This window comes from Mycobacterium sp. NPDC048908, from assembly GCF_043197955.1.
GTDB lineage: Bacteria > Actinomycetota > Actinomycetes > Mycobacteriales > Mycobacteriaceae > Mycobacterium.
The window spans coordinates 159,787-173,624 of the sequence record NZ_JBICUE010000005.1 but is presented as its reverse complement, the minus strand read 5'-3'; the positions used below and the strand labels follow the sequence as shown (position 1 = coordinate 173,624).

The following is a 13,838-nucleotide window of genomic DNA, read 5'->3' as shown; positions in this document are numbered from 1 at the left end:
GGTGACGTTTCGTGACCATTGCGGTGACCGGATCCATTGCGACCGACCATCTCATGCGTTTTCCTGGTCGGTTCTCGGAGCAGCTTCTTGCCGATCATCTGCAAAAGGTGTCGTTGAGCTTCCTCGTCGACGATCTGGTCATCCACCGCGGCGGCGTGGCGGGAAACATGGCGTACGCGATCGGCGTGCTCGGTGGTGACGTCGCACTCGTCGGCGCTGCCGGCAAGGACTTCGAGGACTACCGACAGTGGTTGACGGCCCACGGCGTCGACTGCGACAGCGTGCTGATCTCCGAGTCTGCATACACCGCGCGGTTCGTCTGCACCACCGACGAGGTCATGGCCCAGCTTGCCTCGTTCTACCCGGGGGCGATGTCGGAGGCCAGGAACATCAAGCTCGCTGACGTTGTATCGCGCACCGGCACAACCGATTTGGTGATCATCGGCGCCAACGATCCGGAGGCGATGTTCCTGCACACCGAGGAGTGCCGCAAGCTCGGTCTCGCGTTCGCGGCCGACCCCTCGCAGCAACTGGCCCGGTTGTCCGCCGAACAGATCCGCCAGTTGATCGACGGAGCGACCTACCTGTTCACCAACGACTATGAATGGGATCTGCTGCTGCAGAAGTCCCAGTGGTCGGAGGCCGAGGTGATGCGCCAGATCGACATGCGCATCACGACGTTGGGGGAGAAGGGCGTCGACATCGTCGGCCGAGACGGCACGTTCGTTCACGTCGACGTGGTGCCCGAGACGCACAAGGACGACCCGACCGGCATCGGCGACGCGTTCCGTGCCGGCTTCCTGACCGGCCGCAGCGCCGGATTGGGCCTCGAGCGATCCGCACAGCTCGCATCGATGGTCGCAACACTGGTGCTCGAGGCGCCGGGTCCGCAGGAATGGGTGTGGGACAAGGACTCTGCCGTCAAGCGGCTGTCCGACGCGTACGGCGCGGACGCCGGTGCCGAGATTGGTGCGGCTCTCTAGAGCTGCACCGGATAGGTCGGTTCGCTGATCTGTGGTGTGACACTGCCTTCGACGAAGATCGCGTGCCAGAGCATGAAGATCAGCATCGTCCACAATCGGCGGCTGTGATCGCTTGCGCCGGCGCGATGTTCGTCGAGCATGGCGCGCACCGCAGCGAGATCGACGTGTTCGGCTGCCTGTGAGGCGGCGATGGTGGCGTATGCCCAATCCATCAACTCGCCTGCGCGCAACCAATGCCGGATCGGGACGGGGAAACCCAGCTTTGGCCGGTTGAGCACATGGGCGGGAACGATGGGCTCCAGCGCCTTGCGTAACGCGAATTTCGTGGTGGCCCTTGTGATTTTCTGATCGACCGGTAGCCGGGACGCGACCGCGAACACCTCGGGATCGAGGAACGGCACCCGCAGTTCGAGCGAATTGGCCATGGTCATCTTGTCGGCCTTGACCAGGATGTCGCCACGTAGCCAGGTGAACAGGTCGATGTGTTGCATGCGCGCCACCGGGTCCCAGCCGTCGGACGTGGCGTAGACGGATGCGGTGATGTCGGTGTGCGTCCACTCGTCGCGGAAGCCGGGTAGCACCGCCCGCAGTTGGTCGTCGGAGAAGCTGCGCGCGTTGCCGTAGTAGCGCTCCTCGAGGGTGAGCGATCCGCGGTGCAGCAGACTCTTGCCGCGCATGCCGTCCGGCAGTGGTTTCGAAGCCCTGCCCAGCGAGCGCCTCACCGGGCGGGGGAGATAGTCGAAAGGCCGCAGCGACAATGGCTCCCGGTAGATCGTGTAGCCGCCGAAGAGCTCGTCGGCACCCTCACCGGACAGCACCACCTTGACGTGTTTGCGTGCCTCGCGAGCGATGAAGAACAGCGGCACCAGCGCCGGGTCGGCGACGGGTTCGTCCAGATACCAAACGATTTCGGGCAGCGCGGCGACGAACTCCGCCTGACTGACCACCTTCGTCACGTGGCGCGCACCGATTGCCTCTGCCGAGGCGACCGCCACGTCGACTTCGGAGAAACCCTCGCGTTCGAAGCCGGTGGTGAACGTGATCAGTCGCGGATTGTGCCGCATCGCCAGCGCCGCGATCGCGGTGGAATCGATCCCGCCTGACAGAAAGGCCCCGACGGTGACGTCGGCCCGCATGTGCTTGGCCACCGAATCCTCGAGCACCGCGGTGATCTCGTCATACCGACTCTGTTCGCGGTCCGCCACGAAGGGTACGGCGGTGAAGCGGGGAATGAAGTACCGCGTCACCTCCGGCGGTCGCCCTGGCCGCACACGCGCGTAACTGCCGGACTCGAGGCGCCTGATGCCGCGGTGCAGCGTCTCGGGTTCCGGCACGTACTGCAAAACCGTGTAGTGCTGCACAGCGCGCTCGTCGATGCCCAGATCGATGCCGAGGCTGCCAACGAGATCAAGTAGGCACTTCTTCTCGCTTCCGACCGCCGTTCCGCCGGATCCCGTCGCCATGTACAGCGGCTTGATGCCGAATGGGTCGCGCGCGCACAGCAGTTCCTGCTCGACGGTGTCCCACAATGCGAACGCGAACATGCCGCGCAACCGCGTCAGCGCCTCGGTGCCCCAGTGGTGGTAGGCGGCGATGATGGCCTCGCCGTCGCCGTCGGTGCGGAACACCGCGCCGAATTCGGAGCCCAATGCCTCACGCAGTTCCAAGTAGTTGTAGATCTCGCCGTTGAACACCAGGACATAGCGGTCCGGCGCGTCGGGCGGGCCCCAGCGCAACGGCTGATGACTGTGAGCGATGTCGATGATCGACAGCCTGTTGAAGCCGAGCACCACCCGGTCGTCCGACCACGTGCCCGGCTCATCGGGGCCGCGGTGCCGCATCAGATGAGACGCCCCGGAAACGGCGTCGACCAGCGCGTCCGAGACGTCAGCGGACGGGTCAGTCAGCAGGGCCAGCAGTCCGCACACCGCGCCAGTATGCCTAATGGTGGGAGTGTGTCGAGACCGGCATCGCCGCGTGGTCTACGCTGCGTAGTATTCACTGCGGCAATTGACCGCCCGGCGGTCTACTGACTTCGTAGGAGGCTTCAACGTGGCACGTCGCGGGCTGAAGACGGTCGCGTTGTCGATGATCCTCGGAGGCGCTGCGGTGCTGCTCAGCGGGTGTAGCTGGTCCGAGGTTCTCGGCCTTGGCTGGCCGGAGGGCATCACGCCCGAGGCGCACGCGAACCGCGAGCTGTGGATCGGTTCGCTGATCGCCGCCTTGGTGGTCGGCGTGATCGTGTGGGGGCTCATCTTCTGGAGCTCCGCGTTTCACCGGCACAAGAAGGGCGACACCGAACTGCCGCGCCAGTTCGGCTACAACATGCCGCTGGAACTCGTGCTCACCGTCACGCCGTTCCTGATCATTTCTGTGCTGTTCTACTTCACCGTGGTGGTGCAGGAGAAGATGCTGCACAAGGATCCGAACCCCGAGGTCGTGGTCGACATCACGGCGTTCCAGTGGAACTGGAAGTTCGGGTACCAGAAGGTCAACTTCGGCGACGGCACCTTCACCTACGACGGCGCCGACACCGCACGCAAGGCCGCGATGCAGTCCAAGCCGGAAGGCACGGACGCGCACGGCGAGGAGCGGGTTGGCGCGGTGCGCGGCCTCAACCCCGAAGACCGCACCTACCTGAACTTCGACAAGGTCGAGACGCTGGGCACCTCCAGCGAAATCCCGATCCTGGTGTTGCCCAAGGGCAAGCGCATCGAGTTCCAACAGGCCTCCGCCGACGTTGCGCACGCGTTCTGGGTGCCCGAGTTCCTGTTCAAGCGCGACGTGTATCCGGACCCCGAGGCCAACCACCAGGACAACAAGTGGCAGGTCAGCGAGATCACCAAGACCGGCGCGTTCGTCGGCCGCTGCGCGGAGCTCTGCGGCACCTACCACTCGATGATGAACTTCGAGGTCCGCGTGGTCGAACCCAACGACTTCAAGGCCTATCTGCAGCAGCGCATCGCCGGTAAGAGCAACGCCGAGGCGTTGAAGGCGATCAACCAGCCGCCGACGGCGGTCACCACGCATCCGTTCGACACGCGCCGGGGCGAACAGGTCGGCGCGCCCCCGCAGGCCAGCAAGTAGGGACCACCACATGCACATCGAAGCCAGGCTGTTCGAGTTCCTCACCGCGTTCTTCGTCCTCGCCGCGGTGGTGTACGCCGTACTGACGGCGTTGTTCGCCAACGGCGGTGTGGAGTGGGCGGGCGTCACCGCGCTGGTGATGACGTCCGGGCTGACTCTGATCACCGGAACGTTTTTCCGTTTCGTCGCGCGCAGGCTCGACACCCGGCCAGAGGATTACGAGGACGCCGAGGTCAGCGACGGCGCAGGCGAACTCGGCTTCTACAGCCCGCACAGCTGGTGGCCGGTGGCCATCGCGCTGTCGGCCTCCGTCACCGCCGTCGGCGTGGCGCTGTGGCTGCCCTGGCTGATCGTCGCGGGCGCGTGCTTCGTGCTTTCGACGGCCGCAGGCTTGGTTTTCGAGTACTACACCGGCCCCGAGAAGCACTGACTTCACCAAGGTCACAATCGGGACACCAGTTCGCCCGCGAACCGCGCTGTGAGAGTCGATCGGCCGCTCGCTTTGGGTAGTGTTGCCGGGGCACGGTCAACCGCGCCGGAAAGTAGTCGAAAAGGATAGGCGTAGATGAGCGGGCCCCCAGGATCGGACGAAGGGGCGGAATTCGCCTCAGGTCAGGAGCCCGGCGACAAGTCCACCCCGGACCAGTCGGCGGCACCCGAAACCGGCGAGACCGAGATCTACTCGCAGGCCTACTCCGCCCCGGAGTCCGAACATTTCACCAGCGGTCCCTATGTGCCCGCCGATTCGTCGCTGTACGACTACGACAGCTACGAGCCGTCCGCCGACCTTGCCGACCAGGGACGACCCCCGCGCTGGCCGTGGGTGGTGGGGGTGGCGGCGATCGTGGCCGCGATCGCGCTCGTGGCCTCCGTGTCGGTGCTGGTGACCCGCACGGACACCGACAATCTCGCGACGCCCGCGACGACCACCACCCCTCCGCCGGTGCAGGACGAGATCACGACGACCACGCCGCCACCACCGCCTCCTCCGCCGCCGGAGACCACCACGGAGGCGCCACCGCCTCCTCCGCCGCCGGAGACTGTCACGGTGACGCAGGAGCCGGCACCGCCGCCACCGCCGCCCGCGGCCGAGGCTCCGCCGCCTCCGCCGCCCACCTCGGCGGCGCCACCACCACCGGCGACCACCACACCTGCCGGGCCACGGCAGGTCACCTACTCCGTCACGGGCACCAAGGCGCCCGGTGACATCATCACCGTCACCTACATCGACGCGTCCGGCCGCAGCCGCACCCAGCGCAACGTCTACATCCCGTGGTCGCTCACGGTGACACCGATCTCGCAGTCGGAGGTCGGCTCGGTGCAGGCGTCCAGCCTGTTCCTGGTCAGCCGGCTCAACTGCTCGATCACGACCAGCGATGGAACCGTGCTGTCGTCGAACACCAACAACGCCGCGCAGACCAGCTGCTGATGGGCGAATTCGACCGTACCGACCGGATTTTGGTGGGCACGTGCGCTGCGGTGTGGCTGATCGCGCTCGGCGCGGGTGTGGCCGCCACGGTGGCGCTCGTCGACCTGGGGACCGGGCATGCGCAGGCGTCGGGGGACTCGGAGACGCCGTGGCTGCTGTACGCGGTGATCGCGATTTCGGCGGCGGTGATCATCGGCGCGGTACCGCTGCTGCTCCGCGCCCGCCGCGCCGCGCTCGAGGAGCCACCACCGGCTGCCCGCACCCCGGTTCGCGCCGCTCCGATTCATCCGCAGGCCCCCGCGCGCGGTGCAGAGGCGCCGACCGAGAAGATCCGGATCGGTGCACCGCCTGCCGCGGGGCCCGGATATCCGACCCGCGAGGCGATCACCGCGCCGCCGAATCCGTTGGAGGGCGCGGTCGATCAGCTCTTGCTGCGTTGCGCCGTGGTCATCGCGATCGCGATGGGGGTGGCGATCATCGCCATCGGCGTCGCGACGTATCTGATGGCCGTCAACCACGCCGCTGTGGCATGGGTGTGCTACGGCCTTGCGGGCCTCGCCACGTTGGGCATGCCCGCTATCCCGTGGTTCTACCTACGCGAACTGCACGCCACACTGGAGTTGTAACGACGAAAACAGGCTTGCCGCACGCATATCGAATGGATTGCGTGCGGCAAGCCTGATCTCGATGTGGCCTTGCCGCGGTCAGTGATGCCCGTTGGTCTCGCCGTTGGACGAGCCGTTGCGGTCCTGATGCTCGCGAAGCGCGGTCAGCGCCCTTCGCTCCGACGCGTGCGCCGCTTCGGTGAGCGCTTCGTGTTCGGAGACCGGGTCGGCGGTCAGGAAGCTGCCGGAACCAGGAGCACCCGCGGCGCCGAGCTTGTTCATCCGCTTGGGCACCGCTGCACCCTGGTACTCCAACGGAATCGGGTGACCGTGCTCGTCGACGGGACCGATCGGCTGGTGCAACTCGATGTACGCGCCGTGCGGCAACCGCTTGATGATGCCGGTCTCGATGCCGTGCTCGAGCACCGCGCGGTCGCTGCGCTGAAGTCCGACACACCACCGGTAGGTGATGTAGTAGACGATCGCGGGCAGCACCACCATGCCGATGCGGCCGATCCACGTCGTCGCGTTCAGCGAGATGTGGAACTTCAGCGCGATGATGTCGTTCATCGCCGCCAACGTCAGCACCATGTAGAACGCGATCGCCATCGCGCCGATCGAGGTGCGTACCGGTGCGTCTCGCGGTCGCTGCAACAAGTTGTGGTGCGCCCTGTCGCCGGTGAGCCGCTGCTCGAGGAACGGGTAGGCGATCAACAGCACGAACACCAGACCCATGATGAGCGCCACCCAGACGGGCGCCGGGATGGTGTGCCCGAAGGGATAGAACTCCCACGGCGGCCAGATACGCGCCAGGCCTTCCGTCCACATCATGTAGAAGTCGGGCTGGCTACCCGCCGACACCTGGGACGGCTTGTACGGGCCCAATTGCCAGATCGGGTTGATCTGCAGCAGCCCACCCATAAGGCCGAGGATGCCGGTGATGATCGCGAAGAACGCGCCCGACTTGACCGCGAACACCGGCATGACCCGCACACCAACGACATTGGACTCGGTGCGGCCGGGGCCGGGGAACTGGGTGTGCTTCTGGAACCAGACAAGCGCCAGGTGAATGCCGATGAGCGCCAGGATGATTCCTGGAATCAGCAGGATGTGCAGTGCGTACATTCGGGGCAGCAGGACGCCGTCCGCGGAACACTGGTAGCCCAAACCGCCGCAGGGGAAGTCGCCGCCAAACAGCGCCCAGTGCAACCAGGTGCCGATGACGGGCATGCCCAGCGTGATCGACGACAGCGCCGCGCGCAGGCCGATGCCCGACAGCAGATCGTCGGGCAGTGAGTAGCCGAAATAGCCCTCGAACATCGCCAGAATCAACAGCAGTGAGCCGATCACCCAGTTGGCCTCGCGGGGTTTGCGGAATGCGCCGGTGAAGAACGTGCGAGCCAGGTGCACCATGATCGAAGCGGCGAACATCAGCGCCGCCCAGTGGTGTACCTGCCGGACGAACAGGCCGCCGCGGATCTCGAAGCTGATGTCGAGGGTGGACGCGTAGGCCTTGGACATCTCGACACCGCGCAGCGGTTGGTATACGCCGTTGTAGGTGACCTCGGCCATCGACGCGTCGAAGAACAGGGTCAGGTACACACCGGTGATCAGCAGCACGATGAAGCTGTACAACGCGATCTCGCCCAGCAGGAACGACCAGTGGGTCGGGAACACCTTGTTCAGCTGGCGACGCACCGCCGCCGACGGGTGGTATCTCGAATCGATCGCATTGCCTTGTGCCGCGACGATTTCAGCCATGTTCGGCTTTGGCAGTTTCGGACTCATGAGCTCCGCTCCCAGAATGCCGGTCCGACAGGTTCGATGAAGTCGCCGTTGGCGACCAGGTACCCGTCTTTATCGATGGTGATGGGCAGCTGCGCCAACGCGCGCGCAGCAGGACCGAATATGGGCTTTGCAAAGTGCAAGGCGTCGAACTGCGACTGGTGGCACGGGCAAAGGATGCGATAGGTCTGCTGTTCGTAAAGCGAAGCGGGGCAACCCAAGTGCGAGCACACCTTCGTGTAGGCGAAGAACTCGCCGAAGTTGAAACTCTCCTGGCCCTTGCGCTTGACCACCTTCGGCATGTCGGTGGACTTGATACGGATCAGCATGACCGGGTTACGCACACCCATGGCGATCTCGGAAAGCCGCTCATGCGAATGGACGTCGGTGCCGTCGCCGTCGGACTCCCGCCACGGGAACACCGTCTCCATGCCGCCGGCGTCGATGTCCTCGGGGCGCATCTTCACGAACGGCGACTCGCCGGGCCTGCCGGTGGCCCGCGCCAGGAAGATGGTTTCGCCCTCGAACCGCGGCGTCCAACCCGAGGTCCACAGCACGGCCTTCTTGCCCTCAGCCGTCGGTACCACCGGCTTCCACGGGTTCTTGATCAGCCCGCCGACGAAAGCGACCAGTGTGCCGAGCCCGAACGCACCGAGACCGATGCCGAGCGACAGCCCAATCAGCTTGCGCCGCTTGAGGCCTGAGCCCTCCAGCGCATCGGTCAGATTGGCCGCGACCGTCCTGCGCTGCAGTTCGGGGGAGCGGCCGTCGTGACGCTCCTGGATCGAGATCTCCTCGGGGATGAACTTCTTCTGGTAGAGCACCGCGCCGATGCCGATCGCGAGGATCGAAAGCCCGAACGTCAAGCCGTACAGCGGAGTGGCCAGCTGATACCAGACTTCCCCCGCGTCACCTGTCGGCTTGTACTCCCACGGCCAGAACAGGAAGATCACCAGCAACGCCAGGCCAGAAAAACCGCCCAGCATGAGCCAGTACGCGACCGAGCGGCCTGCCCGCTTCTCGGCCTTGGTGCCGGTGACCGGCCAGCGGTCTTCCTTGAAGACGGTCTCGACGCCGTCGAGCCTGCCGCCGAGCGCAACGAGTTCCTCGCGGCTCATCGTCGCCAGCTCGGCGTCGGTCGGCTGCCCAGGCACGCCCTGCTGGCCCGGGGTGTCGCTGCCCCTCACGCCTGATGTCTCGCTCATGACCGCGCTCCGATCCACAGCGCCACTCCCACCACACCGACGATGCCGATGATCCACATCGCCATGCCTTCAGACGACGGTCCGAAGCCGCCGAGTCCGTAGCCACCCGGATCCGCGGCGTGGGTGGCTTCGCGGACGTAGGCCACGATGTCGCGCTTCTCGTCGGGGCTGAGTTGACGATCGGCGAACTTCGGCATGTTCTGCGGACCGGTGAGCATCGCGGTGTAGATCTGCGCGGGCTCGGCCGGCGCGAGCTCGGGTGCGTACTTGCCCGACGACAGCGCGCCGCCCTTACCGGTGAAGTTGTGGCACGACGCGCAGTTCAGCCGGAACAGGTCACCGCCGCGGGCCACGTCGCTGCCCAGCAGCGACTGGTTGGCGATCTGCCCGTTGTCGTCGCGGGGCACCGTCGGTCCGCCGCCGTTGGCCTGTACGTAAGCGCCCAGCGCGTCGATCTGCGACTCGTCGAAGATCGGTGGCTTGCGCGCCGCCTGCGCCTCGCCACGCATCGCGGGCATCCGGCCCGTCGACACCTGGAAGTAGACGGCGGCCTCGCCGACGCCGATCAGGCTGGGACCGCGGTCGGGCACACCCTGCAGGTTGGCGCCGTGGCACGTGACACACGAGGTGTCGAACAGCTGCTTGCCGGTGCGCAGCAGCGCCGAGGACGCCTCGTCGGCGACGGCGACCTGCGGAGTCGGTGTCAGCGTGGCCGCCAGGCCACCGGCGACTGCCAGTCCGACCAGCAGCAGCAGTGCTGCCGATAGACGCCGGCGCAGCCGACGGCGCGACTTGTCCGTCATCGAACCCCTTCTCATCGGACCGATCGGCGAGCCGATCATCGGACAAAGTAGATGGTGGCGAACAGCGCAATCCAGACGATGTCGACGAAGTGCCAGTAGTACGAGACGACGATCGCCGCGGTGGCCTGCGCGGGAGTGAACTTACTCATCGTGGTGCGGGCAAGCAGGAAGATGAACGCGACGAGCCCACCGATGACGTGAAGGCCGTGGAAGCCGGTGGCGAGATAGAACACCGAGCCATAAGCGCTGCCGGGGATCGTCGTCCCGTGAGTGACCAGGTGGTAGTACTCGTAGCCCTGCCCGGCGACGAAGAACGCGCCCATTAGGAACGTGACGAAGTACCAGCGTCGTAGCCCGAACACGTCGCCGCGCTCGGCGGCGAACACGCCCATCTGGCAGGTGAACGACGAGGCGATCAGCACCAGCGTCACCGGTACCGCCTGATACAGGTTCAGTTCGGTGGGGTGCGGCGGCCAGTCGCCTGCTGCCTGAGCACGTGCCGTGAAGTACATCGCGAACAGCCCAGCAAAAAACATCAACTCGCTCGACAGCCACACGATGGTGCCGACACTGACCATATTGGGTCGGTTCAGCGAATGTACTCGCGACGTGATGGCGGTTCCCGAGGTCCCTACAGCGCTCGTCACAGGTGCAAGTATGACGCTTTGTAGTTGTTGAACTCCACCCGGGTTGGCAATTCGTCATAATCGGCGCGTGACTTCTTCCAACGCTCAGACGTGGCCGCAGGTCCTTGGCCGCTTGACCACAGGTCAGGCGCTTGCCCCAGGGCAGGCCGGATGGGCGATGGACCAAATCATGACCGGGGCGGCGACGCCGGCGCAGATCGCGGGCTTCGCGGTGTCGATGAAGATGAAGCGCCCGACGTCGGGCGAGGTGACCGAGATGGCCGACGTGATGCTCAGGCATGCGCGCCGGGTGCCCACCCACGGGATCGGCAACGAGACCGTCGACGTGGTCGGCACCGGGGGAGACGGAGCAAACACCGTCAATCTGTCGACGATGGCGGCGATCGTGGTGGCCGCGTCCGGTGTGCCGGTGATCAAGCACGGGAATCGCGCGGCGTCGTCGTTGTCCGGCGGCGCCGACACGCTCGAGGCGCTTGGTGTGCGCATCGACCTCGGGCCCGACGACGTCGCGCGCAGCGTCGCCGAGGTCGGGATCGGCTTCGCGTTCGCGCCGCACTTTCACCCCTCGTACCGGCACGCCAGCGTGGTGCGCCGCGAGATCGGCGTGCCGACCGTCTTCAATCTGCTGGGGCCGCTGACCAATCCGGCGTCTCCTCGGGCGGGCCTGATCGGCTGCGCGTGGGGCGAACTCGCCGAGGTGATGGCGGGCGTGTTCGCCACCCGCCGGTCCAGCGTGTTGGTCGTGCATGGCGACGACGGCCTCGACGAGCTGACCACCACGACCACCAGCACCATCTGGCGGGTTCAGGCGGGCACCGTCGAGCGGCTGACGTTTGACCCCGCGGCGTTCGGTTTCCCGCGCGCGGACATCTCCGAACTGGTCGGCGGCGACGCGGAATCCAATGCCGCGGAGGTCCGATCGGTCTTCGGCGGCGCCAAGGGGCCGGTCCGCGATGCCGTCGTGCTGAACGCGGCAGGCGCGATGGTGGCCCACGCGGGACTAGCCAGCGACGCCAAATGGGTGCCCGCCTGGGAGTCGGGTCTGGCTCGTGCCGCCGACGCGATCGACTCCGGGGCGGCCGAAAAGCTGCTCGCGCGTTGGGTGCGGTTCACCCAAAAAGCTTGAGCCAAGGCTTTTTTCGGCTGCCGCGCGAGCCGACCGCGCCGATCCCGCCCATGCCGCCCACCGGCCCGCCGCCGCCAGTGGCGATGCCCAGCCCGGGTCGGCCCGCACGATGCGCACTTCCGGTTGCGCCAGCCAGCGGGCGATCAACGCGGTCTCCTCGACCAGCGCACCGCCCAGCGGCGCCGTGGTTGGCATAACTGCTTGTGCGCCAAGCGATATGGCGTCGATGACCGGCATGGGCGGCACCCCGCGTTTGGCGTGCCCCGCGGCGGCCAGCTGACCGTGCCTGATGACTGCGAGGTGCCAGCCGCCGTCGCCGTCCCTTCGCGCGGCGACCAATTCGTCCACGGCGACCAGCGCCCGCAGCCGTTGACCGCGCCACAGCGCGTCGATGGCCGCGGCGGCATGGTCCCGCAACCGGGCGGCGGTCTCGTAGCGCCTGTGCTCGGCGAGGTCGGCGACATGGGCGAGCACCGCGGACAGCGCCCGGTTGTCGCTGCCCTCGATCAACTCGACGGCGCGGGCGGGGGCGCTGGCATACTGCGTCGGGGTGACGCCCTGCGGCGCTGGACATGGTGACACCTCGCGTTCGGGGCACCTGTGCAGTGCGGAGCGGCCCAGCCGGGCAGTGCACGTCCGGACGCCGGTGAACCGGGCCAGCAGTGCGGCGGTCTCCGCCGCCTCGCTGCGGACGCGAAAGGGTCCAATCGCATTGTCGCGCTCGGGATTACGCACAACCGAAAACCGCGGAAACGGTTCGTCGGTCAGCGTCACCCACCACCACCGTCGCGGAAACTTCGACCTGCGGTTGTACGGCGGTGCGTGTGCGGCCAGCAGGCGCAGCTCACGCACGCCCGCCTCGAGGTCATGCGCGCACTCGACGTAGTCGACCGCGGTGGCCAGCGACGCCATCTCCTTGATCCGAGTCCGCGGATCGGCGCCGTTGAAGTACTGGCCGACTCGTCTGCGGAGATCGACCGCTGTCCCGACGTAGAGCACCTCGGCCGACGGCCCGCGGAACAGGTAGACGCCCGGCCGGTGCGGCAATGCCTTGGCGAGATGGCGCTTGCTGCGCTGGGCCGGTGTCACGTCGGGCAGATACGACCGCAGATCGACGTAGGTGTGCACGCCTTGGTTGCCCACCCGCTCGATCAGCCCGTGCAGCACATCGACGGTGGCGCGGGCGTCATCGAGGGCGCGGTGCGTCGGGGTGGTGGTCGCACCGAACAGCCGAGCCAGTGCAGACAGTCGCACGCTGGGTGCCTCGTCGCGGGTGAGCACCCGCCTGGCCAGTTTCACGGTGCACAGCACCGGCGGTTTGGGCCAGGTGAGGTCGAGGCGTTCGGCGGCGGCGCGCAGGAAGCCGATGTCGAAGCCTGCGTTGTGCGCGACCAGCACCGCGCCGCGGGAGAACTCCAGAAACGACGGCAGCACCGACTCGATGGTGGGGGCATTGCAGACCATCGCCGACGTGATACCGGTCAGCGCGACGATCTGCGGCGGGATGCCGCGCTGGGGGTCGACCAGGGTGGCCAGCTCACCGAGCACCTCGCCGCCGCGCACCTTGACCGCGCCGATCTCGGTGATCGCGTCGTGGTTGTCCCCGGATGGGCGGCCACCGGTGGTTTCCAGGTCGACGACGACGAAGGTGGTCTGCCGAAGGGTCACATCTGAGAGCGGATCCACATCCGCGAAGCTCAGCTGGCCCATGCGCTGAAGGTAGGCACCGGTACCGACAGCAACGCGTTGCCACGCAGACGAAATTGTCGGTGGTCCTCGATACCGTGCGGACAAGACCGATTGAGAGGACGGGGCAGATGGGCAACCAGACGGGCACGGTGAAGATCGACTGCGACGACTGCGCGGTGCGCGGTCCCGGATGCCAGGACTGTGTCGTCAGCGTGTTGCTCGGCGTCCCCGAGACGTTGCTGGACGATGAGCGGCGCGCCCTCGAGGTGCTCGCCGATGTCGGTTTGGCGCCGCGGCTACGGCTGGTGCCGATTCGCCGGCACGGCGATTCCGGCGTGGCTTAAGCACATTCGTTGACAGGGTCGTTGATAACGATCTCTGAGGCAGCTGTTAAATTTGCGTCTTCTGTTGGACAAGCCCGAGGCCGTTTCGTAACCTATCTGAGACCTAAGGGCAGTTTGACGCGGTTTCGTCACAGC

At 66.5% G+C, this 13,838-nt stretch carries 12 protein-coding genes and 1 pseudogene; 7 read left to right on the top strand and 6 right to left on the bottom strand.

The window, feature by feature from the left end; translation table 11 throughout:
* Positions 1-11: 11 nt before the first annotated feature.
* On the top strand, positions 12-983 hold the full coding sequence (locus ACGFK1_RS15715; protein WP_393430559.1) for a carbohydrate kinase family protein: 972 nt from the start codon (positions 12-14) through the stop codon (positions 981-983).
* On the opposite strand, the gene asnB is transcribed toward ACGFK1_RS15715, so the two are convergent.
* Positions 980-2,911 carry an asparagine synthase (glutamine-hydrolyzing) gene (gene asnB / locus ACGFK1_RS15710; protein WP_393430556.1) on the bottom strand — a complete coding sequence of 644 codons (1,932 nt, stop codon included), beginning with the start codon at positions 2,909-2,911 and terminating at the stop codon, positions 980-982. The two genes, ACGFK1_RS15715 and asnB, sit on opposite strands and share 4 nt — an antisense overlap.
* A 160-nt stretch (positions 2,912-3,071) precedes the next feature.
* Between asnB and ACGFK1_RS15705 the strand changes: the two genes are divergently transcribed.
* The 4 genes from ACGFK1_RS15705 (at position 3,072) to ACGFK1_RS15690 (ending at position 6,125) form a co-directional block, all read left to right on the top strand.
* A complete protein-coding gene (locus tag ACGFK1_RS15705; protein WP_393431240.1) occupies positions 3,072-4,070 on the top strand; it encodes a cytochrome c oxidase subunit II in 999 nt (332 codons plus the stop codon).
* A 10-nt stretch (positions 4,071-4,080) separates the two neighbouring features.
* Positions 4,081-4,500: a cytochrome c oxidase subunit 4 gene (locus ACGFK1_RS15700; protein WP_393430553.1), complete on the top strand. Its 420-nt coding sequence runs from the start codon at positions 4,081-4,083 to the stop codon at positions 4,498-4,500.
* Between the two features lie 135 nt (positions 4,501-4,635).
* A complete protein-coding gene (locus tag ACGFK1_RS15695) occupies positions 4,636-5,499 on the top strand; it encodes an MmpS family transport accessory protein (protein ID WP_393430551.1) in 864 nt (287 codons plus the stop codon).
* On the top strand, positions 5,499-6,125 hold the full coding sequence (locus tag ACGFK1_RS15690; protein WP_393430548.1) for a DUF2561 family protein: 627 nt from the start codon (positions 5,499-5,501) through the stop codon (positions 6,123-6,125). The genes ACGFK1_RS15695 and ACGFK1_RS15690 overlap by 1 nt, the downstream gene beginning before the upstream one ends.
* A 78-nt stretch (positions 6,126-6,203) precedes the next feature.
* On the opposite strand, the gene ACGFK1_RS15685 is transcribed toward ACGFK1_RS15690, so the two are convergent.
* From ACGFK1_RS15685 to ACGFK1_RS15670, 4 genes are read right to left on the bottom strand one after another with little or no spacing between them, the layout of a single operon-like run.
* Positions 6,204-7,892 (bottom strand): cytochrome bc complex cytochrome b subunit, encoded by a 1,689-nt coding sequence (locus ACGFK1_RS15685; protein ID WP_393430545.1) that lies wholly within the window; start codon positions 7,890-7,892, stop codon positions 6,204-6,206.
* The gene (locus ACGFK1_RS15680; protein ID WP_393430542.1) at positions 7,889-9,094 is read right to left on the bottom strand and encodes a ubiquinol-cytochrome c reductase iron-sulfur subunit; all 1,206 of its coding nucleotides are present in this window, start codon (positions 9,092-9,094) and stop codon (positions 7,889-7,891) included. The genes ACGFK1_RS15685 and ACGFK1_RS15680 overlap by 4 nt, the downstream gene beginning before the upstream one ends.
* Positions 9,091-9,912, bottom strand: a complete 822-nt coding sequence (locus tag ACGFK1_RS15675) for a c-type cytochrome (RefSeq protein WP_393431237.1) — start codon at positions 9,910-9,912, stop codon at positions 9,091-9,093. The genes ACGFK1_RS15680 and ACGFK1_RS15675 overlap by 4 nt, the downstream gene beginning before the upstream one ends.
* 20 nt (positions 9,913-9,932) lie before the next feature.
* On the bottom strand, positions 9,933-10,544 hold the full coding sequence (locus ACGFK1_RS15670) for a heme-copper oxidase subunit III (RefSeq protein WP_393430539.1): 612 nt from the start codon (positions 10,542-10,544) through the stop codon (positions 9,933-9,935).
* A 43-nt stretch (positions 10,545-10,587) separates the two neighbouring features.
* Between ACGFK1_RS15670 and trpD the strand changes: the two genes are divergently transcribed.
* Positions 10,588-11,670, top strand: coding sequence for an anthranilate phosphoribosyltransferase (trpD, locus tag ACGFK1_RS15665; RefSeq protein WP_393430536.1), 1,083 nt, complete (start codon positions 10,588-10,590; stop codon positions 11,668-11,670).
* On the opposite strand, the pseudogene ACGFK1_RS15660 reads toward trpD, so the two are convergent.
* Positions 11,608-13,380, bottom strand: a pseudogene (locus ACGFK1_RS15660) (DEDD exonuclease domain-containing protein); the annotation flags it as partial. The gene trpD and the pseudogene ACGFK1_RS15660 overlap by 63 nt on opposite strands.
* A gap of 107 nt (positions 13,381-13,487) precedes the next feature.
* Here ACGFK1_RS15660 and ACGFK1_RS15655 point away from each other — a divergent pair.
* On the top strand, positions 13,488-13,703 hold the full coding sequence (locus ACGFK1_RS15655) for a hypothetical protein (protein WP_067799153.1): 216 nt from the start codon (positions 13,488-13,490) through the stop codon (positions 13,701-13,703).
* Positions 13,704-13,838 lie beyond the last annotated feature (135 nt).